The sequence below is a fragment of the Actinoplanes sp. NPDC048967 genome, from assembly GCF_040649415.1.
Classification (GTDB): domain Bacteria; phylum Actinomycetota; class Actinomycetes; order Mycobacteriales; family Micromonosporaceae; genus Actinoplanes.
The window spans coordinates 124,657-145,523 of the sequence record NZ_JBEZFL010000016.1 but is presented as its reverse complement, the minus strand read 5'-3'; the positions used below and the strand labels follow the sequence as shown (position 1 = coordinate 145,523).

At 72.1% G+C, this 20,867-nt stretch carries 20 protein-coding genes; 8 read left to right on the top strand and 12 right to left on the bottom strand.

Annotated features, from left to right (window positions below; genetic code table 11):
- Nucleotides 1-555: 555 nt before the first annotated feature.
- Both AB0C12_RS42905 and AB0C12_RS42900 read right to left on the bottom strand, forming a co-directional pair.
- The gene (locus AB0C12_RS42905; RefSeq protein ID WP_360556865.1) at nt 556-978 is read right to left on the bottom strand and encodes a DUF6069 family protein; all 423 of its coding nucleotides are present in this window, start codon (nt 976-978) and stop codon (nt 556-558) included.
- 98 nt (nt 979-1,076) lie between these two features.
- A complete protein-coding gene (locus AB0C12_RS42900; RefSeq protein WP_360556864.1) occupies nt 1,077-1,517 on the bottom strand; it encodes a type II 3-dehydroquinate dehydratase in 441 nt (146 codons plus the stop codon).
- A gap of 261 nt (nt 1,518-1,778) precedes the next feature.
- On the opposite strand from AB0C12_RS42900, the gene AB0C12_RS42895 reads away from it, so the two are divergent.
- The 3 genes from AB0C12_RS42895 to AB0C12_RS42885 are packed head-to-tail and all read left to right on the top strand — an operon-like array spanning nt 1,779 to nt 4,765.
- Complete coding sequence (locus AB0C12_RS42895; RefSeq protein ID WP_360556862.1) at nt 1,779-2,945, top strand: DegT/DnrJ/EryC1/StrS family aminotransferase; 1,167 nt, start codon at nt 1,779-1,781, stop codon at nt 2,943-2,945.
- Nucleotides 2,942-4,045, top strand: coding sequence for a Gfo/Idh/MocA family oxidoreductase (locus tag AB0C12_RS42890; protein WP_360556861.1), 1,104 nt, complete (start codon nt 2,942-2,944; stop codon nt 4,043-4,045). The genes AB0C12_RS42895 and AB0C12_RS42890 overlap by 4 nt, the downstream gene beginning before the upstream one ends.
- Before the next feature lie 30 nt (nt 4,046-4,075).
- Nucleotides 4,076-4,765 (top strand): HAD-IA family hydrolase, encoded by a 690-nt coding sequence (locus tag AB0C12_RS42885; RefSeq protein WP_360556860.1) that lies wholly within the window; start codon nt 4,076-4,078, stop codon nt 4,763-4,765.
- A 70-nt stretch (nt 4,766-4,835) separates the two neighbouring features.
- On the opposite strand, the gene AB0C12_RS42880 is transcribed toward AB0C12_RS42885, so the two are convergent.
- Entirely contained in the window at nt 4,836-5,696 is an 861-nt protein-coding gene (locus AB0C12_RS42880; RefSeq protein WP_360556859.1) for a lantibiotic dehydratase C-terminal domain-containing protein, read from the bottom strand.
- Between the two features lie 198 nt (nt 5,697-5,894).
- Between AB0C12_RS42880 and AB0C12_RS42875 the strand changes: the two genes are divergently transcribed.
- Complete coding sequence (locus AB0C12_RS42875; protein ID WP_360556857.1) at nt 5,895-6,653, top strand: alpha/beta fold hydrolase; 759 nt, start codon at nt 5,895-5,897, stop codon at nt 6,651-6,653.
- 82 nt (nt 6,654-6,735) lie between these two features.
- Nucleotides 6,736-7,254 carry a MarR family transcriptional regulator gene (locus AB0C12_RS42870; RefSeq protein WP_360556856.1) on the top strand — a complete coding sequence of 173 codons (519 nt, stop codon included), beginning with the start codon at nt 6,736-6,738 and terminating at the stop codon, nt 7,252-7,254.
- A gap of 91 nt (nt 7,255-7,345) precedes the next feature.
- On the opposite strand, the gene AB0C12_RS42865 is transcribed toward AB0C12_RS42870, so the two are convergent.
- From AB0C12_RS42865 to AB0C12_RS42850, 4 genes are all read right to left on the bottom strand, one after another.
- Nucleotides 7,346-8,851 (bottom strand): FAD-dependent oxidoreductase, encoded by a 1,506-nt coding sequence (locus AB0C12_RS42865; protein WP_360556854.1) that lies wholly within the window; start codon nt 8,849-8,851, stop codon nt 7,346-7,348.
- A gap of 446 nt (nt 8,852-9,297) precedes the next feature.
- A complete protein-coding gene (gene meaB / locus AB0C12_RS42860) occupies nt 9,298-10,311 on the bottom strand; it encodes a methylmalonyl Co-A mutase-associated GTPase MeaB (RefSeq protein ID WP_360556853.1) in 1,014 nt (337 codons plus the stop codon).
- A 2-nt stretch (nt 10,312-10,313) separates the two neighbouring features.
- Nucleotides 10,314-12,473: a methylmalonyl-CoA mutase gene (gene scpA / locus AB0C12_RS42855; protein ID WP_360556851.1), complete on the bottom strand. Its 2,160-nt coding sequence runs from the start codon at nt 12,471-12,473 to the stop codon at nt 10,314-10,316.
- A complete protein-coding gene (locus tag AB0C12_RS42850; protein ID WP_360556850.1) occupies nt 12,470-14,263 on the bottom strand; it encodes a methylmalonyl-CoA mutase subunit beta in 1,794 nt (597 codons plus the stop codon). Before AB0C12_RS42850 ends, scpA begins: the two co-directional genes overlap by 4 nt.
- A gap of 181 nt (nt 14,264-14,444) precedes the next feature.
- Here AB0C12_RS42850 and AB0C12_RS42845 point away from each other — a divergent pair, with 181 nt between their 5' ends.
- Nucleotides 14,445-15,110: a 4'-phosphopantetheinyl transferase superfamily protein gene (locus AB0C12_RS42845; RefSeq protein ID WP_360556848.1), complete on the top strand. Its 666-nt coding sequence runs from the start codon at nt 14,445-14,447 to the stop codon at nt 15,108-15,110.
- An 18-nt stretch (nt 15,111-15,128) separates the two neighbouring features.
- Here the strand turns inward: AB0C12_RS42845 and AB0C12_RS42840 are convergent, their stop codons facing one another.
- Entirely contained in the window at nt 15,129-15,473 is a 345-nt protein-coding gene (locus tag AB0C12_RS42840; protein WP_360556847.1) for a hypothetical protein, read from the bottom strand.
- Nucleotides 15,474-15,476: 3 nt separating this feature from the next.
- Nucleotides 15,477-15,746 carry a DUF5988 family protein gene (locus tag AB0C12_RS42835; RefSeq protein ID WP_360556846.1) on the bottom strand — a complete coding sequence of 90 codons (270 nt, stop codon included), beginning with the start codon at nt 15,744-15,746 and terminating at the stop codon, nt 15,477-15,479.
- A 184-nt stretch (nt 15,747-15,930) separates the two neighbouring features.
- Between AB0C12_RS42835 and AB0C12_RS42830 the strand changes: the two genes are divergently transcribed.
- Both AB0C12_RS42830 and AB0C12_RS42825 read left to right on the top strand, forming a co-directional pair.
- Nucleotides 15,931-17,328: an acyl-CoA synthetase gene (locus tag AB0C12_RS42830; RefSeq protein ID WP_360556844.1), complete on the top strand. Its 1,398-nt coding sequence runs from the start codon at nt 15,931-15,933 to the stop codon at nt 17,326-17,328.
- A gap of 14 nt (nt 17,329-17,342) precedes the next feature.
- Nucleotides 17,343-18,824: a gluconokinase gene (locus AB0C12_RS42825; RefSeq protein ID WP_360556843.1), complete on the top strand. Its 1,482-nt coding sequence runs from the start codon at nt 17,343-17,345 to the stop codon at nt 18,822-18,824.
- Between the two features lie 10 nt (nt 18,825-18,834).
- Here AB0C12_RS42825 and AB0C12_RS42820 read toward each other — a convergent pair whose 3' ends face one another.
- The 3 genes from AB0C12_RS42820 to AB0C12_RS42810 form a co-directional block, all read right to left on the bottom strand.
- Entirely contained in the window at nt 18,835-19,149 is a 315-nt protein-coding gene (locus AB0C12_RS42820; protein WP_360556841.1) for a hypothetical protein, read from the bottom strand.
- Nucleotides 19,150-19,262: 113 nt separating this feature from the next.
- On the bottom strand, nt 19,263-19,763 hold the full coding sequence (locus AB0C12_RS42815) for a cupin domain-containing protein (RefSeq protein ID WP_360556839.1): 501 nt from the start codon (nt 19,761-19,763) through the stop codon (nt 19,263-19,265).
- 33 nt (nt 19,764-19,796) lie between these two features.
- The gene (locus AB0C12_RS42810) at nt 19,797-20,741 is read right to left on the bottom strand and encodes an NADP-dependent oxidoreductase (protein WP_360556838.1); all 945 of its coding nucleotides are present in this window, start codon (nt 20,739-20,741) and stop codon (nt 19,797-19,799) included.
- Between the last annotated feature and the right edge of the window lie 126 nt (nt 20,742-20,867).

Here is a 20,867-nt window from a genome sequence, read left to right as displayed (position 1 = left end):
CACCGAGGGTGGCTCGTTGGTTGAAACCGCCGAGCGGCACGACAGCGTCGGCGGACAGTGCTTCGAGCGGGCCCAGCACGTTGAACCTCATCGCGAGGTCTCACATCCCGCCGGGATGGACAGTCCGAACCGTTCACCAGCAGACGAGCCAGATTTCCACATGACAGCGACGACACTCCCCCGCGAGTGGTACTGAAATGGCGGCATAACGACTTCAGTGGCGCCTGCCGTTACCCCGGGGCGGTGGTGTCATCAACTTTGTGTAAACCACTTGACATAAACCGGAATCGGTAGCCGCGCCCCGTTCGGGAACCGATCCGTCAGTTTCTCCCACGATAGCGTGCCGACCCCGGAAATGGGGGCGGCGCACGAGTGGTGATTCTGACACCACTCGTCGCGCCTGGCAATGCTGCATTGACGTTGATCAACCACGCGACACCCTCGCGCCCACCCGAATTGTATGCGCTATCCCCGGGCCCGGGCGCGCGGCCGGCCTTCCTGTCCACCTGCGGCGGGGCCGCCGACGGCGGCCCCGGACGGTTGTGCTGCCGCCGGTCAGGCGCTCCGCGAGGTGCGCCGGAACATCGGGATGATGACAGCGGCGACGGTCAGGTGCATGGCCGCCAGGGCGACCCGGGTGCCGGCGGTCGCCTCCACAAAGGCGATCGGCAGGAAGGACAGCACCAGGACGGCGACCGCGACGATCGTCCACGTCGACGCCCCGCGCGGCGAGCGGCGCTCCAGCAGCGCCAGGATCCCCCATCCGGCGAATCCGGCCAGCAGCACACTGAAGATCACCGAACCGGCGTTGATGGCCATGACCCCGAAGCCCTGGTCGACCTCGAGCTCGGCGCCGGCGGCGGTGGCGATGCCCCACACCACGACGGCGGCCACCACAGCGGCGGCGATCGTCAGCAGCCGGGTCCGCGTCCGCGACTTTCCGGCGACACCTTGCTTCGTACGGGCTTCCGTGGCCATGACGTGCTCCTCGAGAGATCGGGACCAGCGCTTCGAGCTGGCCTTCCACCGACTGCGACCGTACCAGAAGGTTCCGTTCTTGACTATTTTCTACGGAACTAGATGTCCGGACCGGCCAACTCCAGCAAGGCCCGCGCGGCCAGCCGGTAGCCGAGCGCGCCCAGGCCGACGACGACTCCGCTCGCCAGGGGCGCGAGGACCGACTCGTGCCGGAACGACTCCCGGGCCCACACGTTGGACAGATGCACCTCGACGAACGGCCGCGGATAGTTGGCGAGGGCGTCGCGCAGGCTCCAGCCGGCGATCATGAGCGCTCCGGGATTGACGATGGCGCCGACCGTGTCGTAAGCGTCCTGGACGGCGTGGATCAGCTCCCCTTCGGACTCCCGCTGCACCGCGCGGACCGTCCAGCCGCGGCCGGACACCTCCTCGGCGACCGACTTCTCGATGTCGGCGAGCGTCCGGGTGCCGTAGATCTCCGGCTGCCGGGTGCCGAGGATGCCGAGGTTCGGGCCGTTCAGCAACAACAATTCCCGCATTTTTCCTCCCCTGATCGAATGGCCCGCGGCGCGCTTTTCCCGAGGCCCGGACCGTGCTGGCAAGAGACGATATAGCAGTTTCGGCGACCCGGGCACCGCCGTTGTTCCGCCGGGTGGAATAGGGGGCACATAGGGGGAGTGACGGGCTGTCCGACCTCGGGTAACGTGCCCGTTGGTCCGTGACCGCGGCGATTATCAGCGCCCGCGCGACGGTCCGTCGACGGCAATTCCTCTTCCCTCACCGAACGAAAGGCAACTGCCATGCCCGAGAATTCGCCGGAGCAACCGGTCTTCCCTGCCTGGCCCGCATTCGGCGACGAGGAGCGGACCGGTCTGCTCCGCGCGCTGGAGCAGGGGCAGTGGTGGCGCATGGGCGGCACCGAGGTCGAGACCTTCGAGGACGAGTTCGCCGACTTCCACGGCGGGGGGCACGTCCTCGCGGTCACCAACGGCACGCACGCCCTGGAGCTGGCGCTCCAGGTGCTCGGTGTGGGACCGGGCACCGAGGTGATCGTCCCCGCCTTCACCTTCATCTCGTCGTCGCAGGCCGCCCAGCGGATCGGTGCCGTGGCCGTACCGGTCGACGTGGACCCGGGCACCTACTGCATCGACGTCGAGTCGGCCGCCGCCGCCGTGACGCCCCGGACGCGGGCCATCATGCCGGTGCACATGGCCGGTCTGATGGCCGACATGGACGCGCTCGCCAAGCTGTCCGCCGACACCGGCGTGCCGATCGTCCAGGACGCGGCCCACGCGCACGGCGCCCAATGGCAGGGCAAGCGCATCGGCGAGCTGGGCTCGGTCGCGGCGTTCAGCTTCCAGAACGGCAAACTCATGACCGCCGGTGAAGGCGGCGCCGTGCTGTTCCCGGACGCCGAGCTGTACGAGGCGGCCTTCCTGCGGCACAGCTGCGGGCGTCCGCGCGGTGACCGCCGCTACCTGCACAAGACATCGGGCTCGAACTTCCGCCTCAACGAGTTCTCCGCGAGCGTGCTGCGCGCCCAGCTCTCCCGGCTCGACTCGCAGATCGACACCCGCGAGCAACGCTGGCCGGTGCTGGCCGCGCTGCTCGGCGGGATCCCCGGCGTCGTCCCGCAGAGCGGCGACGAGCGGGCGAACCGCAACCCGCACTACATGGCGATGTTCCGGGTACCGGGCCTGACGGAGGAACGGCGCAACGAGATCGTCGACGAGCTCATCGCCCGCGGACTGCCCGCGTTCGCCGGCTTCCGGGCCATCTACCGCTGCGACGGCTTCTGGGAGACCGGCGCCCCGGACGAGACCGTGGACCAGATCGCCGAGCGCTGCCCGAACAGCGACGCCATCAGCGAGGACTGCATCTGGCTGCACCACCGCACGCTGCTCGGCACCGAGGAGCAGATGCACCAGATCGCGCGGATCGTCGCCGACGTGCTGGGCCGGGCGTGAGCGAGCCGGCCTCGGCCCGGCCGCCGGTCCGGGTGGCGGTGGTCGGGCTGGGCTGGGCCGGCCGCTCCATCTGGCTGCCCCGGCTGATCGCTCATCCGGACTTCACCGTGACCGCCGTCGTCGACTCCGACCCGGCGGCCCGGGCGGCCGCAGCGGAGCAGGCACCCGGGGCCGCGACGCTGGCGTGGCCCACGGAGCTGACCCGAGAGCAGGCCGACCTCGCGGTCGTCGCCGTGCCGAACCACCTGCACACCGAGGTGGGCGCCGAGCTGCTCACCCGGGGCATCCCGGTCTTCCTGGAGAAGCCGGTGTGCCTGAGCACGGCCGAGGCCGAGCGGCTCGCGGCGGCCGAGCGGTCGGGGGGCAGCGTGCTGCTGGCGGGCAGCGCGGCCCGTCACCGTGGCGATGTCCGCGAGCTCTGCGCCGTGGTGGGGGGCCTGGGCCGGGTCCGTCACATCGAGGTGGCCTGGGTCCGCTCGCGCGGCATCCCCCGGGCCGGCGGCTGGTTCACCCGTCGGGACCTCGCGGGCGGTGGCGCGATGGTCGACCTCGGCTGGCACCTGCTGGACACGCTCGTCCCCCTGCTCGGCGCGGCCCGCTTCGTGCAGATAACCGGCACCCTGTCGGACGACTTCCTGCACGATCGGCGCTGGGCGGCGGCGTGGCGTGAGGATCAGCCGGCGGACACCGGTCACCGCGACGTCGAGGACACCGCCCGGGCCTTCCTCGTCTCGGACGAGGGCGTCTCGGTGGCCCTACGGGCGAGCTGGGCGTCGCACCAGGCCCGCGACACCACCACGATCACGGTCGAGGCAGCCGGTGGGACAGCCACCTTGCGGTGCACCTTCGGCTTCAGTCCCAACCGGCAGGGCGGCGCCACGCTGTCGGTCACTCGCGACGGCGAGACCACGCCGGTCGCCATCCCGCACGAGGAGATCGGCCTGGAGTACGTACGCCAGCTCGACACCCTGCCCGCTGCGCTGGCCGACCCGCTGGCCCGTGGATCGGCCGCGGCCGAGGCAGCCAGGACCATCGCGGTCATCGAACGGTTCTACGAGTCCGCTCTGGAGTTCCGCGCCCTCGCCCCGACCGGACGCTGACCGGGGCACAGGACCGAGAAAGGGGAGACCATGCCCGACATCGTGCGGCTGCGACCCGGCACCACGGTCGCCGGGACCGTTCGCAAGGCGGTCATCTTTGATCTGGACGGCGTTGTCGTCGACAGCTTCGCGGTGATGCGCGAGGCGTTCGCGATCGCGTACGCGGAGGTCGTCGGCGAAGGCCCGGCGCCGTTCAACGAGTACGAGAAGCACCTCGGCCGCTATTTCCCGGACATCATGCGGATCATGGGCCTGCCGATGGCGATGGAGGCGCCGTTCGTCCGGGAGAGTTATCGGCTCGCCCCTCAGGTCCGGGTCTTCGACGGCGTCCGGGAGCTGCTCACCGACCTGCGGGAGCGCGGTTACCGGCTGGCAGTGGCGACCGGCAAGAGCGGTCCGCGGGCCCGGTCCCTGCTCGACGAGCTCGGGCTGCTGGACCGGTTCGACCATGTCATCGGCTCCGACGAGGTCAGCCGCCCGAAACCGGCGCCGGACATCATGCTGCGGGCCCTGCAGCTCATGGGCGTCCAGCCCGAGGAAGCGCTGGTCATCGGAGACGCGGTGAGCGACATTCGTAGCGCGAGGGCGGCGGGCGTGCCCGCGGTCGGCGCCACCTGGGCCGACATCGACGAGGCGGTGCTCCGAGCGGCCCGGCCCGACCTGCTCCTGCGCCACCCGGACGAGCTGCTCCCGCACTGTCCGCCGGTTCCGGCGGGCTGATCGCGTCCGCACCGCACGGAAGAAGCCCGGAGGCCGGCGCCTCCGGGCTTCATCGTGCCGAGGGACGTGCTCAGACCGGTTGCAGCTCGGGGATCCGGGCGCCGGGCAGGTCGAGGCCGTCGAGCAGGGCGGTACGCACCACCTGAGCGGCGAGCGCCTCGTCGGCCGAGCCGATGCCGAGCCGGTTGTGGGTCAGGTGCGCGTGGTCGAAGACGACGTAGGCCTGCGCGTCGAGGACGCCGGGCACAGCCACCAGGCGCGCCAGCCCGTCCAGGTAACGCTCCCAGACTGCGCGGTGCCCGGGCTGCATCGCCTGCGCGGTCACCGTGGCGAGCACCGCACCGGCCTCGTTCCGGGCCCTGGTCATCAGCGCCACGCGGGTGGCACCGGGCAGCTCGGCCGCGCGGAACTGCCAGCACTGGAAGAGGAAGGCCGCCCGGTTACGGGCCGGTACCAGCTGAGCGAGGTGGGCGAGGTGGGCGACCGCCAGCCCCAGCTGCTCGCCCTCGCGCAGTTCGCCGGCCGCCAGCAGGTCCAGGGCGAACTCGCTGGACAGGTGGGAGAGGTCGGTCGCCGTACGCGCGGCCCGGTCGCCCAGGTAACGGGCACTCAGGGGGGTCTGCTGGCCCGGCCCGGCCGGGTGCGGCTCCGGCGCGAGCCGGCCGGCGCGCACGCCCAGCTCGTGCAGGACCTCCGCCCTGGAGTAGAGCCACACGCCGACGTGCGGTCCGGAGTGGTCGATCAAGCGCTGGAACGCCCATCGGCCGTCGGGGTCGGCGGATCGCAGGTGGTCGATCAGCGCGGGCATTCCGGTCATACCGTGGGCCTCACCGCCGGACGGCGGAGCCGGTCGCAGGCGTACGTACAACCAATTGCGCGTCACCGCGGGTCTCCTCGCATCGTCGTGTTTTGAAGAATGCTCTCGGGGCATTCTCGTAACCGACCCTAGGGACGACTCGGCGCGAATTCCATGGCGAGCCGCCCGGTGCTCACCGCTATCTCGATCGTCGGGGGACATAGGGGATTCATAAGGGTTGGCAAGGCGCCGCGACGGCCCTAGCGTTCCGGGTACTCCGGACATATTCGTACGGGGAGTCGCGTCAGATCGCCGGACCACCAGGGGGACCGCATGGCCTCGTCCACCACCACGGACAGCGGTTGGACCCGCCGGTTCCGGGCCGCCCCGCAGGCCCGGGCCCGGCTGATCTGCTTCCCGCACGCTGGTGGGTCCGCCACCTCCTGCTTCCCCTTCGCGCAGGCGCTCACCCCGGGCACCGACGTGCTGGCGGTGCAGTATCCGGGGCGTCAGGAGCGCCGGTCGGAGCCCCCGCTGGACTCGATCGAGCTGCTCACGGACGCGCTGACCCGGGAACTGCTGCCCTGCGCCGACCGGCCGCTGGTGTTCTTCGGCCACAGCATGGGCGCGATCATCGCGTACGAGACGGCGCTGCGCTTCGAGGCAGCCGGGGTCCCGGTCGCCCATCTGGTGGCCTCAGGCCGCCGGGCACCGTCGCGGTACCGGCCGGAGACCGTGCACCTGCGGGGCGATGAAGGCATCCTGGCGGAGGTACGGCTGTTGCGCGGCACGGACAGCGCCCTGCTGGACGACCCCGAGATGCAGGCCCTGATCCTGCCGGCGTTGCGCTCCGACTACCACGCGATCGAGACCTATCGCCACGCGCCGGGCCTGCGGCTCGAGCGCACGCCGGTAACCGCCCTGACCGGCGACGCGGACCCGCGCACCACGATCGACGAGGCGCGTTCCTGGTCGGCGCACACCACCGCCGCCTTCGACCTGCGGGTGCTGCCGGGCGACCATTTCTTCGCCCTGAGCCGGCCGGAGGCGGTCGTCCCCGTGCTCGCCGGACTGCTGGGCGGACTCGGCTGAGCCGCCGACGGCGGTGCTCGTCACATCGAACTCGTTGCACACGGGATAATCCCGTCCTTCATCTTCTTGATATGCTGCGTTGATGACGACTGGCCAGGTAGCGAAAGTGACCGCCCCCGCCGGATCGATGCCCGACGGCGCGCCCGACGTCATGTTCCTGCTCTCCTGGGTGAATCACGCGCTTGCCCTGGAGAACGCCGCCGGTCTCTCGGAGCTCGGCATCACCACCCGCGCCTACTGCGTGCTGTACAAGGGCATGTCGGGTGAGTTCACCCAGAGTCAGCTCGGCGAGATGTGCGGCATCGACAAGACCACGATGGTCGTGACGGTCGACGAGCTGGAGCGTTCCGGTTTTGCCGAGCGACGGCTGTCCCAGACGGACCGGCGCGCTCGGATCGTGGCGGTCACCCCGGCCGGCGAGGAGATCGTCGCGCAGGCCAGCAAGATCGTGCAGCGCATTCAGGAGGACGTGCTCTCCTCGCTGTCCGTGCGCGACCGGGCGACCTTCCTCAAGGTGCTCGGTGAGCTGGTCGAGGGCCGGCTGTCGACGTTCGTGCAATGCGACCGCCCGGTCCGGCGCCGGATGGTCAAGGCGAACTGACCAGCCCGGCCGCCCCGCGGACCGGACCCGGCGTCACCCGGGCCGGCCCGCAGAGCCGCATGATCAGAGCCGCGTGATCAGAGCCGCGTGATCAGGAGCCGATGCTGCGCGGATGCCGGAAGAAGTTGTTCCGGTCGTAGCGCTGCTTGACCGAGACCAGCCGGGCGTAGTTCTCGCCGTAGTAGGCGGTGCGCCAGTCCGGCAGCTCGTAACCGGGGAAGTTGACGTACGCGCCCACCGAGGCGGGAGCGAGCGCCGCCGCTCCTCGCCGGGTCCACGTCGTCGCCGCCGACTTCTCCGCCTCCGTGGGGGTCGGGCTCGCGTAGGACGAGACGAAGCCGACGATGTGGTTGGCGTTGCGGTGCACGAAGGCGGTGTCACTTCGCCGCGGCTGGTTCGCGACGCCGCCCACCGCGGAGAACTGCACCACCCGGGACTGACCGGGATAGCGGTCCGCGGCGAAGGCGGTGCCGATGTCCGCCAGGCTTGCCGTGCTGAAGGACGAGGCGAAACGATACGTGTCGCGCTGGAAAGTGCCACGGTGCAGAGCCGCGCCGGGGATGGTGCCCTCACGGTGGCAGCCCTCGAAGGAGAGCTTGTCGCAGGCGTAGATCCGCTTCATCGCGTCGACGAAGGACAGGTCCTCGCTGACCCGGCTCAGCGGTTGCACGCCCGCGGCGGTCACCAGGGCGTCGAGCGACGCGTCGAGCTCGCTCTTCGGGCCGTGGTAGAGCCCGTACGCGAACACCAGCGGGGCCGGAGCACCGTCCGGCAGCACCAGGACCAGGCCACCACCGAGATTGTGGGAGGCGCCGCGGGTCCACGCGGTCCATGCCCCGAGCAGGTCCTGGGCGTCGTCCCAGGCCCACGCCGTCTCGTAGTAGGTGGCCCGCGGCGCGTCGATGCGCCGCACCTCGAAGTCGACGACGACGCCGAAGTTGCCGCCGCCACCACCGCGCAGCGCCCAGAACAGGTCGGGCTCCTGGGTCGCGGAGGTGGTCACGATCCGCCCGTCGGCGAGCACGATCCGGGCCGAGACCAGCCGATCGCTGCCGATCCCGAACTTGCGGGTCTGCATGCCGAGCCCACCGCCGGACAGGAAGCCGCCGGGGCAGACCGTCGGGCACGTACCGGCGACGATCTGCACCCCCTGGCTGCTGAGCACGGTCAGCGCGTCGATCGACTGGGCTCCGGGGCCGAGGTGCACGGTGTCACCGGAGACCGACACCTGCTTGATGCGGGACACGTCGAGCACGATGCCGGTGCCGGTGGACCAGCCTTCGAAGTTGTGCCCGCCGCTGCGCACCCGCAGCGGGATGCCCAGGTCCTGGGCGGCCAGCACGGCGGTACGGACGTCGGCGGCGTCCTCCGCGTACACGATGGCCTGCGGGTTGATCGAGTCGAACTGGGCGTAGTGAAGCTGTTTGGCGACGTCGTACTCGGCGCTGCCGGGCAGCACGACCTTGCCGGAGACCGACTTGCCGAAGAGCTTGGTGTCCTGGGTGAGCCCCGCGAGCGCGGGCGAGGCGGTTCCGGTGACGGTGGCGGCGAGCGCGACCCCACCGCCGGCACGGAGCAACGACCTTCTGCTGAGCATCAATCCTCCATCGCTGGAACTACGAACGATCGGCCTGCTGTGCGACGGGAGCGGCGCGCCGCGAACAATGAACGGCAAATCCGACCGAATCGGCATGAGAAACCGATTTCGGCGCACCATGAATGGGTACGCATGATCCCCCCGTGATCTGTCCGGCCACCGATTTCGGCGGCCGGAGTCAAGCGCGTGCCCAATGTAGGCACCCATTGTTCGAGGAATAGGGCCGCGGGCCCATTGCTCACCCAGCCCCGGTCAATCACCCGGCAATTGGGCGCGACAAATACGGTCAACTGTGCAGGACAGGAAAGGCGATGAGTTCGTGCTCGGCGAGACCGGCACCGCCGAACCGGCCGTGCCGGGGTCGACGGCCCCCGGCAACCGGGCCGGCCGTCACCCGTTCGGCCACGCCTGGATCAAGGCGGATCTGCCGGCGGCAGAGCAGCGGCTCAGGAGGTCGGCGGCGGACCGGCAGGCGGTACCGCGCCACGGAACTCCCCGACCATCTGCTCCGCGGCCGCTGCCGCGGTGCACTCGCCGGCGAGCAGCCGCTGCTGCAGCTCCCGGGCGAGCCGGCGCACCCGCGGATCGGCCCGCAGCTCGGTCATGAGCCGGTCGTGGGCCAGGCTCCAGAGCCACTCCAGCTGCTGATCGCGCCGGTGACTGTCGATCGTGCCGGCAGCGTCCAGCACAGCCCGATGCCGGACCGTGGCCTCCCACACCTGCCGTACGCCCGTGTTCGTCCGGGCACTGCAGGCCAGCACCGGTGGGCGCCAGGGTGCGACGGGCGGGTGCAGCAGCCGCACCGCGCCGGACAGCTCGGCCACGGCCTGCCCGGCAGCGGCGACCCGGGCGCCGTCGGCCTTGGTGACGGCGATGACGTCAGCCAGCTCCAGGATGCCTCGCTTGACGCCCTGCAGATCGTCCCCGGCACCGGGGAGGACGAGCAGCAGCACCGTGTCGACCATGGCGGCCACGGCGGTCTCGGACTGGCCGACCCCGACGGTCTCCACGAGGACCACGTCGTACCCGGCAGCCTCCACGACCACGATCGCCTCCCGGGTGGCCCGGGTCACTCCGCCCAGCGTTCCGGCGCTGGGCGACGGGCGGACCAGGGCGGCCGGATCCGCCGCGAGCCGGCGCATCCGGGTCCTGTCCCCCAGGACACTGCCGCCGGTGCGCTGCGACGACGGATCGACGGCCAGCACCGCGACCCGGTGTCCCGCCGCCGTCAGGTCGGTGCCGAGCGTCTCGATGAAGGTCGACTTGCCGACGCCGGGCACGCCGGTGATCCCCACCCGGGTCGCTCCGCCGGCATGCGGCGTGAGCTCGGCCAGCAGACGCTGGGCCGGCTCCCTGTGGTCGGCCCGGATCGATTCCACCAGCGTGACGGCGCGCGCCACCCAGACCCGTTCGCCGGCCAGCACTCCGGCCACGCACCGGGGCAGGTCCGGGGACCGCATGGTCAGGCCGGCCCGCCGGGACGGCCGCGCAGCATGCTCAGCAGTTCGAGGGCGGCACCGGCCAGCGCCGTGCCGGGCGGGAAGATCGCCTGGGCGCCGGCCGCGCGCAGAGCCGTGTGATCCTGCTGTGGAATGACGCCGCCGGCCACCAGGACGATGTCCGGGCGACCGAGCCGGTCCAGTTCGGCGCGCAGCGCCGGCACCAGGGTGAGATGACCGGCGGCCAGTGAGTTGACGCCGACGATGTGCACGTCCGCGTCGATCGCCTGGCGAGCCACTTCCTCGGGCGTCTGGAAGAGCGGCCCGACGTCGACGTCGAAGCCGAGATCGGCGAACGCCGTCGCGATGACCTTCTGCCCGCGGTCGTGGCCGTCCTGGCCCACCTTCGCGACGAGGATGCGCGGCCGCCGGCCCTCGGCGGCCAGGAACTCGTCGCCGGCCCGGCGGACGGCGCCGATGGTGTCCGTGGTCCCCGCCTCCTCGTGGTAGACGCCGGTGACGACGCGGATCTGCTCGGTGTGCCGTCCGAAGACCCGCTCCAGGGCGTCGGACATCTCCCCCACGGTCGCGCCCGCCGCAGCCGCCCGCACCGAGAGCTCGAGCAGGTTGGCGTCACCGGTGGCCCCGTCCGTCAGCGCCCGCAGCGCGGCGACGCAGGCGCCGCCGTCGCGATCGGCGCGCAACCGGCGCAGCTTCTCCACCTGGCCGGCCCGGACGGCGCTGTTGTCCACGCGCAGGATGTCGAGTGGTTCCTCGGTCCGCGGGCGGTACCGGTTGACTCCGATCACCGGCTGGCGGCCGGCGTCGATCCGGGCCTGGGTGCGCGCCGCCGCCTCCTCGATGCGCATCTTGGGCAGGCCGGCTTCGACAGCCCGGGCCATGCCGCCGGCCGCCGCGATCTCGTCGAGGTGTTCCTGAGCTCGCCGGGCCAGGTCAGCGGTCAGACGCTCCACGTAGTAGGAGCCACCCCACGGGTCGGCCACCCGGGTGGTGCCTGATTCCTGCTGAAGCACCAGCTGGGTGTTGCGGGCGATCCGGGCGGAGAAGTCGGTCGGCAGGGCCAGCGCCTCGTCCAAGGCGTTGGTGTGCAGCGACTGGGTGTGCCCCTGCGTGGCGGCCATCGCCTCCACGCAGGTACGGACCACGTTGTTGAACGGATCCTGCGCGGTCAGCGACCAGCCGGAGGTCTGACAGTGCATGCGCAGCGCCGTCGATCTGTCATCACGGGGACCGAACTGGCGCACCAGCGACGCCCAGAGAAGCCGGGCAGCCCGCAGCTTCGCGACCTCCATGAAGAAGTTCGCACCGACGGCCCAGAAGAACGAGACCCGCGGGGCGAACAGGTCGATGTCCAGTCCCGCACCGACGCCCGCCCGCAGGTACTCCACCCCGTTGGCCAGGGTGTAGGCCAGCTCCAGATCGGCGGTCGCCCCGGCTTCGTGCATGTGGTAGCCGGAGACCGAGATGGAGTTGAACTTCGGCATCCGCCGCGAGGTGTAGGCCAGGATGTCGGAAACGATCCGCATCGACGGCGCCGGCGGATAGATGTAGGTGTTGCGGACCATGAACTCCTTGAGGATGTCGTTCTGGATCGTCCCGGTCAGGTCCTCCGGTGCGATGCCGTTCTCCCGGGCGGCCTCGATGAACATCGCCAGGACGGGCAGCACCGCGCCGTTCATCGTCATCGACACGCTGGTCCGGTCGAGCGGGATGCCGTCGAACAACTGCCGCATGTCGAGCACCGAGTCGATCGCCACGCCGGCCATCCCGACGTCTCCCGCGACCCGCGGGTTGTCGCTGTCGTAGCCGCGGTGGGTGGGCAGGTCGAAGGCGACCGACAGGCCCTTCTGGCCGGCGGCGAGGTTACGGCGGTAGAACGCGTTGGACTCCTCCGCGGTGGAGAAGCCCGCGTACTGGCGGATGGTCCAAGGCTGGGTCGCGTACATCGTGGGATAGGGGCCACGGATGAAGGGCGGCAGGCCGGGGTACGTCGCCGGGGCGTCCAGGCCGGCGAGGTCGTCGGCGGTGTAGACGGGCCGGACGGTGATCCCCTCCGGCGTACGCCAGCCACCGGCGTCCGGCTCCGGCGGTGCGGGTGCGGCCGGCCCGGGTGAACTCAGCGGGACACCGGCGAACGACGGGATCGGTGACCTGCTCGTCATCGCGGGCGCTCCAGGCACGAGTAGGTGGTGCGCAGGACGGAAAGGGCGTCGCAGCCGGCGTGGACATGACCGTCGGCGCCGTGGGCCGGATCGGGCCGGCCGGCGAGCCACACCGTCACCGCGCCGGCGTCCCGGAGCGCGCGGATGACCTGCTCGGCCCGGTCGGCGTACGCCTCGTCCGGCCCCACCAGGCAGGCGACCCGCAGCCCGGACGCGGAGAAGGCGGCGGCCAGCCGGCCGGGATCGGTGGAGTTCACCGTACGCGCGCCCAGGCCTCCGGCGGCGAACAGGTTGGTGACGAAAGCCGGCCGGGAACCCCTCGCGGCGGCGGCTCCGAGCAGGGCGATGAACACCTCCGGTCGCTGCCCGTACCGGTCCGACCAGGCGTCGGCCCGGTCCCGCAACTCCTCGAAGTCCTCGGCGTATCTGTGCCGGGGCAGCGCACCCGCCGGCCCGGGCGGCGGGACCGCGCGAGGTGGCCGCGGCTCGTCCGGCAGCGGGAAGTCGCTGACCCCGGTGATGACGCCGCGGCGGTGTGCCAGGTCGTCGCGGCGCCGGTCCCAGGTCTCCGCCAGGCGCTTGGCGAGCAGGCCGGACTCCAGCACCGCCACCGCCCCGCCCTGGCATTCGATCTCGGCGAACCAGTCCCACGCCACGCGAGCGAGCTCGCCGGTCAGCTCCTCGACGTACCAGGATCCGCCGGCCGGGTCGCGGACCCGGCCCAGGTGGCACTCGGCCAGCAGGATGCTGCCGGTGTTGCGGGCGACGCGCCGGGCGAGCTCACCCGGCGGCCCGAGCACCGCGTCGTACGGCTGCAGCGTCACCGCGTCCGCGCCGCCGATCCCGGCCCCGAAACAGGCCAGGGTGCTGCGCAGGATGTTCACCCAGGGGTCCCGGGCGGTCATCATCGCGCTGGACGTCACCGCGTGCTGCTGCTGGACCGCAGCCGAGGGTGGAGCACCGCAGACCTCGCCCACGCGCGCCCACAACCGGCGCGCCGCCCGGAACTTGGCGATCGTCGCGAACTGGTCGGCGGTGGCCGCGTACCGGAACTCGATCTGCTGGAACGCCTCGCCGGCGGTGAGCCCGGCGCCGGTCATCCGCCGCAGGTAGTGCACCGCGACGGCGAGCGCGCAGCCGAGCTCCTGGGCGTCGCTCGCACCGGCGTCGTGGTAGACGGTCGCGTCGATCGTGTAGGCCCGGACACCGGGGAAGGACCCGGTGCAGCGCGCCGCAAGAACGGTCGGAGCATCCTCGTCGGCCGGGACGCCGGTGGCGGCCCGGTGCGCCAGCGGGTCAGCGCCGAGGCCCGCCGTCACCGGGCCGGCCGCCCGGGCGGCGTACCGGAGCAGGATCTCGGCCGCCTCGCCCACGTCGTCGCCGGCATCCAGCACCACCGGATGCCGCACCGGGTCGATCTCGTCGAGCACGCCCGGCAGCTCGCCGATCGGCAGCCCGTCCGCTCCGACGGCGAGCCAGACAGAGGTCACCCCCGCGTCCAGATCGTCCCGGACGATCTGCCCGGCCCGGTCCGGACCGGCGTGCCGGTGGTGCTGCCGGATCTGCCAGCCGCCGGCGGGCGGTCGGGTCCTGAGCCGGTACGGGACATCGCCCGCGGATTCAGCTGTGTACAGCGGGCGGATGCCGAGGCCGTCGTACGTGGTCGTGGTCAGCAGCTCTTCCACCTCGGACCGGTCGACCGGACGTCCGGTGGTGCGGCGCAGTGCTTTCGCCGCGAGGTCGAGCCAGCGCAACCGGTCGGTCGGCGGGCTCTGCTCGGACAGGTTCATGGCATCCACCCGGTCATCCGTCTGCTCGCGGTCACCGATGACGCTAGGGAGCACTGCCGGGCCGGCCAACCCCTAAGCGTGAGGCGGCAGGATAGGGGTTGGCCCGGCGTGTCCGGGACGGCTACCGTCGCCTCGCGCCGAGCAGCCGGCTCCGCGCCCTGTCCCGCGACCGGAGCTGCCGATGGATGCCGTGGTGACGAGCCCGCTGCTGCTGCGCGGCCTGTTGTCGCCGTACGTCGCCGTGGCCGAGTGCGGCACCGACCCGCCGGACGTGGTGCTCTTTCCGGAGGAGCGGCGGGTCGTCGCGCGTGCGGTGGAGAAGCGGCGGCGCGAGTTCGGCTCTGTGCGCCACTGCGCGCGCCGCGCTCTGGCCGAGCTGGGCCTGCCTCCGCAGCCCATCCTGCCGGGCCGGCGTGGGGCGCCACAGTGGCCGGCCGGCGTGACCGGCAGCATGACCCACTGCGCCGGTTTCCGCGGCGCCGCCGTGGCACGTTCCGCGGACATCGCCGCGCTCGGGGTGGACGCGGAGCCGCACGAGCCGCTGCCCGACGGCGTGGCCGAAGTGGTGCTGCGCCCGGAGGAGCAGGACGGTGTCGCCCGCCTCGCCGAGGCCCATCCGGCAGTGGCCTGGGACCGGCTGGTGTTCAGCGCCAAGGAGTCGGTGTTCAAGACCTGGTATCCGAGCACCGGACGGGAGCTCGACTTCGGCGAGGCGAGCATCGAATTCGATCCCCGGGACGCGTCTTTCGTCGCCCGGCTGCTGGTCCCCGGCCACGGCGGCTACCGGGGCCGGTACGCCGTCGCCGATCGCCTGCTCGTCACCGCGATCGAGGTCGCCCGTCGGTAGCGTCGCGGGCCGGCGGAATCAACCGGCCCGCACGATGCGCCACCGGTGGCCGAAGATGTCCCCCACCTCCGCGCCCCCGTCGATCCGCTCGAGCTGAGCCCCGGCCTCGGCGAACCGCCGGAGCACCCGTTCCAGTTCGTCGCCGGGAAGGCGGACCTCGCTGTGACCGCGGCCGGCCGGACCGGCGGGCGACCACGGCGTGCCGACGCTCAGCAGGTAGTCGCCGATCTCGATGTCAGCGTGCAGGAGCCGCCCGTCACAGAGGCATTCACGACCAGATTCCACGCCGGCGAAAATCGCAGTGTAGAAACGCACCGCCGCGTCGGCGTCCTCCACCTGGACCTCGATTTCCGTCACGGTCACCGCCTATTCCGCGATACGAGTACGGGTCACCCAGTCGAAGAACAGCAATGCCGCATCGGCGCTCTGCTCGGGCCGGCGCTCGAAATGCTCATGGCCGCCCCAATGCTCGATCTTGACCCGGTCCGCGCCCGGCCGAACGTGCTGCCGGCGCAGCTCGGCGGGGAGAGTGGCCGGGCCACCCTCCAGCACCGCCACGACTGCGGGCTCGGACCGGGCGGCCACCGGACCACCATTTCCCGATCCCTGGAATTCGACCATGATCAGCACCTCCATCGCTTTCCGCAGCCCTGCGCCGGACCGGTCGGAAAGGAGCCCGGATGCGTCCGGCGTGGCACCTTCGGAGCATATCCAGGATCCGTCGGCGACCGAACCCTTAACGACCCCCTACAGCCGGTACCGCGAGGGCCGGAAATCAGAATGGACGATGAGCTCGGGGCGTCCGGCATAATGTCTGCGCATGCGCCTGCTGGCTGGTACAGCCCTCTCCCCCGCGACGGCCGACGACACGATCCGGATCGGTACGGTCACCCTCTCGCCGGAACGACTGCTCGCCTGTGCGAACGCGGTGGCCGACGACGTCCGCGGTGAGCCGGTCGTGGCGGTGCACGCGACCGCGAGCGCCGAGACCGTGGTGGCGATCGTCGGGGCGATGCTCGGCGGCGCCGCGGTCGTCCCGGTGCCACCGGACTCCGGGCCGCGGGAACGGTCGCACATCCTGCGCGACTCCGGGGCGACCCTGCTGCTCGCCGCCGGCCCGGAGCCGGCCGCCGAGATCCGCGTCCGTCAGGTTGACCTGCACCGGAGCTCGGACCACCGGCACCCGGAGCCGAAGCCGGAACAGGCCGCGCTGATCATGTACACGAGCGGCACCACCGGCCCGCCGAAGGGTGCGGTGCTCTCGCACCGCGCGCTCGAGGCCGGCATCGACGCACTGGCCGACGCCTGGGCCTGGCATCCGGACGACGTGCTCGTGCACGGCCTGCCGCTGTTCCACGTGCACGGGCTCGTCCTCGGCGTGCTCGGCGCCCTGCGGGTCGGTTGCCGGCTGCACCACACCGGACGGCCCGACCCCGAGGCGTACGCGGCCGCGGCCGGAACGCTCTACTTCGGCGTACCGACGGTCTGGTCCCGGGTGTGCGCCCAGCCGGCCGTGGCCGAGCGCCTGCGCTCCGCCCGGCTGTTGGTCTCCGGCAGTGCTGCCCTGCCGACCCCGCTGTTCGCGCGCATGCAGGAGCTGACCGGCCACCGCCCGGTCGAGCGCTACGGCATGACCGAGACGCTGATCACCCTGAGCAACCGGGCCGACGACCCCGGACGCGAGGCCGGCCTGGTCGGCACGCCCGTCGCGGGAGTCGAGGCCCGGGTGGTCGGCGACGACGGGTCCACGCTGCCGGCCGACGGCGAGTCCATCGGCGAGCTCTGGGTGCGCGGTCCGATGCTCTTCGACGGCTATCTGGGCCGGCCCGAGGTCACCGCGCAGTCGCTGGACGCCGACGGCTGGTTCCGGACCGGCGACCTCGCCCGCACGACGCCGGGCGGCGCGTACCGCATCGTCGGCCGCCGGTCCACCGACATGATCAAGAGTGGCGGCTACCGGATCGGCGCCGGTGAGGTCGAGGACGCCCTGCTGGCCCACCCGGCGGTCCGCGAGGCGGCCGTGCTCGGCACCCCGGACGACGACCTCGGTCAGCAGGTCACCGCGTTCGTGGTGGCCGAGGCGGTGACCGCCGGTGAGCTCGTCGACTTCGTGGCCCGTACGTTGTCGGCCCACAAGCGACCACGGCAGGTGAGGTTCGTCGACGCATTACCCCGCAATGCGATGGGTAAGGTGCAGAAACACCTGCTGACGTCCTGAGAGGGAGCACTGCGATGACCCGGACCGCCGACGACGTCAGCCTCGACGCGGCGCTGGACCCGCTGGTCCTCGCCCTCGACATCGGATCCACCGCCACCCGGGGCGGGGTGCACGACGCGTCGGGGCGGCGGGTGCACGGCCTGCAGCACAAGGTGCCGCACGCCTTCTCGGTCGCGCCGGACGGCACCTCGGTCATCGATCCCGACCAGGTGACCGCGGAGGTCGAGCAGGTTCTGGACGCGGTGACCGGCGACCTGCGGCTGGGGACCCGCATCGCCGGTGTCGCGATGGACACCTTCGCCGCCTCGCTGATCGCCGTCGACGCCACCGGGCGCGCGCTCACCCCGTGCCTGACCTACGCCGACTCCCGCAGCGCCGGCGCGGTCACCGCGCTGCGTCAGGAGCTCGACGAGCACGCGGTGCAGCAGCGCACCGGCACCCGCCTGCACACCAGCTATCACGCCCCGCGCCTGCGCTGGCTGGCCGCTGAGCAGCCTCGCCTCGTCGCGGAGGCCGCCGCCTGGTGGTCCCTGGGTGAGTACATCCTGGCCCGGCTGATCGGGCAGCCGCTCGCCGGGACGTCCACGGTGGCGTGGACCGGCCTGCTCGACCGTCGCACCGGTGAGCTCGACGCCGAGCTGCTCGACGCGGCGGGCATCGGCCCCGAGCAGCTCGGCCCGCCACGGGACATGACCCAGCCGGCACCGTCGGCGAACCGGGCGCTCCGGCCGGCCCTGGCCCGGGCCGTGTGGTTTCCCGTCATCACCGACGGCTTCGCCAGCAACATCGGAGCCGGGGCGACCGACGCCACGGTGCTCACCGCGGCCACCGCCACCAGCGGCGCCCTGCGGGTGCTGCTCGACGGCCCGGCCGATCCCCTGCCGTTCGGGTTGTGGAACTACCGGGTCGACGCCGGCCGCACGCTGCTCGGCGGGGCGATCAACGACGTCGGCCGCGCCGTCAGCTGGGCCGAGGCCACGTTGCGCCTCAGCCCGGCGCTCGGGGCCGTGCTCACCGCGCCGCCCGGCGATGCCACGCCGCTCGTGCTGCCGTACCTCACCGGGGAACGCGCGCCCGGCTGGGTCGGCGGCGCACGCGCGGTGTTCGGCGGGGTGTCGGCGGCCACGGACGCCGACACCATGTTCCGCGGGATCGTCGAGGGCGTGGCCATGACCTATGCGCGCGTGGCCGACGAGTTGCGCCCGGCCGCCCCCGGGGTGCTGGAGGTCGCGGCGGCGGGCCGGGTCAGCAACGACCGGCCGGAGTGGCTCCAGGTCCTCGCCGACGTGCTGGGGCGGCCCGTCACGCACGTGACCCGGCGCCGCGCCACGCAGCGCGGCACGGCCCTGCTGGCTCTCGACGTACTGGCCCCGGACGTCCCGCGGGCGCCCCGGGCCACCGGGGCGACCTACGAGCCCAGGGCGGCCCACGTCGAGCACTACGCGGGCCGCCGCGCGCGGTTCGCCGAGGTGTACGAAGCACTCGTGCGCGGTTGAGGGATCGTTGTCAGGACTCCGCGTAGCCCGTCGGCGGGAACGGGTTGTCCTCGCTGAGCGGGATGGTCTCGCCCTCGGCCTCCTGACGGGCGGTGACACTCTCGATGTCCTGCTCGTCATTGTCGGCCTGCGGGTCGAACGGCACCGGGTCGTCGGTCGCCGCCGGCACGCCGGCCGGGTCGTAGTCGATGACCCCGGCGTCGGCCCGTTCCTCGTCGGTGCGGCGAGCCAGCTCGTCGTCGTCGAGGTGGGCGGGCGCGCCGCCGTGGAACCGGCGGTCGCGCTCGCCCTCGGCCGCTTCCGTGTTCAGTTCGTCCCTGGCCATGTCGCTTCCCCTTCCTCCGGGCTCGCGCCCGGACCTGTGCTACCCGACCCGAGGTGGCGGGATGACCGAAGGGTGCCCTGGATCGCCCCGGTGAACCAGATCCCCCAGCGGGATCAGAGGAACTCGCTGCGGTAGGTCCCGGCCAGTTCCCCGGCGCGGCGGCGCTGGTCGGCCAGCTCGTCGGGCGACAGCTGCGGCGGTGGCGCGTCCCAGCTGGCGACGATCGTGCCGATCTCGGTGAAGTACTCCTCCTGCCCGGCCGGCGTGCACATGCACAGCATCCGGGCCGGCGCGCCGGAGGTGTTGCGGAAGTGGTGCGGCGCGTTGGCCGGGATGCTGATCGTGGAGCCGGCCTTCACCAGGTGCTTCTCGCCGCGGAAGGTGAACTCGATCTCTCCTTCGAGGATGGTGAACATCTCCTCGAAGTCGTGCCGGTGCGGCGGCGGGCCGCCGCCGTCGGGTACGCGCATGTCGATCAGGCAGTACCGGCCGCCGGTCTGCGCGCCGGTGATCAGCATGGCGTACGTGTTGCCCACCAGGGACACGAACGTGGTGGCCGGGTCGTCAGGATTCGCCACGGTCAGCGACCGGGCCGGATCGTCGTCGGGAATCATCGGCGGCCTCTCGTTGTCGGTTCTGCGGCGATCTCAGCCGGCCACCGTGACGGTGACTTTGCCGCTCGGCAGTGCGCCGGCGGCGGCCCGGGCATGCAGGGCGGGCAGGTCGGCCAGCGGGACCCGCTCGGCGATGTCGATGCGCAGCCGGCCCGCGTCGACCTGGCCGGCCAGCTGCGCGAGCTGATCGGTGTCGCTGCGGACGAACAGGTTGACCCCCGTGACGCCGCGCTTGTCGTCGGAGGGCGCGGGCATCCACACGGTCGTGTTCACCAGGGTGCCGCCGTCGCGGATGACGGTGACGAGTGCGCCGAGCTGTGCGGGGTCGACCGGGGCGAGGTTGAGCACGACGTCGACCGGCTCGGTGACCCGGGCGGTGACGTCGGCGCTGGTGTGGTCGATGACCTGGTCGGCGCCGGCCGCCTCGACCCGCCGGATGCTGTGCGGACCGGCCACCGCGATGACGTGGGCGCCGGCGTTCTTGGCCAGCTGGACGGCGTAGTCGCCGACCGCTCCGCCGGCGCCGTTGATCAGGACGCGTTGCCCGGCGGTCAGCTTGGCGTGCTCGAACAGCGCCTGCCAGGCGGTCAGACCGACCGCGGGCAGTGCGGCGGCGTCGGCCAGCGGCACGGTCGTGGGTGCCGTCGCCAGAACCTCAGCGGGCGCGACCACGTATTCGGCGGAGGCGCCGACGCCGGTCATGGGCAGGAAGCCGATCACCCGGTCACCGACCGCGACGGTGTCGACGCCGTCGCCGAGGGCGTCGACGGTGCCGGCCACGTCGATGCCCGGGGTGTGCGGCAGGGAGACGGGGATCGGGCCCTGCATGGTGCCGCCGCGGATGTTCGCGTCGACGCCGTTGAACGTGGTCGCGGCCACCCGCAGCCGGACCTGGCCGGCGCCGGGGACGGGCTGGTCGGCGTCCTCGTACCGCAGGACGTCGGGGCCGCCGAACTCGTGGAAACGCACTGCCTTCATGGCTGATCCTCACCTTCCGCAGTTGCTTCGATTTCGAAGCACTCTCTGACCATAGCTGTGCTTCGAATTCGAAGCAAGAGGGTGGGACGTGACCTGGCCGACACGACATCTCCGGCCCGACCACCC

Coding starts and splice junctions, on each gene's coding strand:
- AB0C12_RS42905 (WP_360556865.1), bottom strand. CDS start 978: ATGGCCACGGAAGCCCGTACGAAGCAAGGTGTCGCCGGAAAGTCGCGG.
- AB0C12_RS42900 (WP_360556864.1), bottom strand. CDS start 1,517: ATGCGGGAATTGTTGTTGCTGAACGGCCCGAACCTCGGCATCCTCGGC.
- AB0C12_RS42895 (WP_360556862.1), top strand. CDS start 1,779: ATGCCCGAGAATTCGCCGGAGCAACCGGTCTTCCCTGCCTGGCCCGCA.
- AB0C12_RS42885 (WP_360556860.1), top strand. CDS start 4,076: ATGCCCGACATCGTGCGGCTGCGACCCGGCACCACGGTCGCCGGGACC.
- AB0C12_RS42880 (WP_360556859.1), bottom strand. CDS start 5,696: ATGCCCCGAGAGCATTCTTCAAAACACGACGATGCGAGGAGACCCGCG.
- AB0C12_RS42875 (WP_360556857.1), top strand. CDS start 5,895: ATGGCCTCGTCCACCACCACGGACAGCGGTTGGACCCGCCGGTTCCGG.
- AB0C12_RS42870 (WP_360556856.1), top strand. CDS start 6,736: ATGACGACTGGCCAGGTAGCGAAAGTGACCGCCCCCGCCGGATCGATG.
- AB0C12_RS42865 (WP_360556854.1), bottom strand. CDS start 8,851: ATGCTCAGCAGAAGGTCGTTGCTCCGTGCCGGCGGTGGGGTCGCGCTC.
- meaB (WP_360556853.1), bottom strand. CDS start 10,311: ATGCGGTCCCCGGACCTGCCCCGGTGCGTGGCCGGAGTGCTGGCCGGC.
- scpA (WP_360556851.1), bottom strand. CDS start 12,473: ATGACGAGCAGGTCACCGATCCCGTCGTTCGCCGGTGTCCCGCTGAGT.
- AB0C12_RS42850 (WP_360556850.1), bottom strand. CDS start 14,263: ATGAACCTGTCCGAGCAGAGCCCGCCGACCGACCGGTTGCGCTGGCTC.
- AB0C12_RS42845 (WP_360556848.1), top strand. CDS start 14,445: ATGGATGCCGTGGTGACGAGCCCGCTGCTGCTGCGCGGCCTGTTGTCG.
- AB0C12_RS42835 (WP_360556846.1), bottom strand. CDS start 15,746: ATGGAGGTGCTGATCATGGTCGAATTCCAGGGATCGGGAAATGGTGGT.
- AB0C12_RS42830 (WP_360556844.1), top strand. CDS start 15,931: ATGCGCCTGCTGGCTGGTACAGCCCTCTCCCCCGCGACGGCCGACGAC.
- AB0C12_RS42825 (WP_360556843.1), top strand. CDS start 17,343: ATGACCCGGACCGCCGACGACGTCAGCCTCGACGCGGCGCTGGACCCG.
- AB0C12_RS42820 (WP_360556841.1), bottom strand. CDS start 19,149: ATGGCCAGGGACGAACTGAACACGGAAGCGGCCGAGGGCGAGCGCGAC.
- AB0C12_RS42815 (WP_360556839.1), bottom strand. CDS start 19,763: ATGATTCCCGACGACGATCCGGCCCGGTCGCTGACCGTGGCGAATCCT.
- AB0C12_RS42810 (WP_360556838.1), bottom strand. CDS start 20,741: ATGAAGGCAGTGCGTTTCCACGAGTTCGGCGGCCCCGACGTCCTGCGG.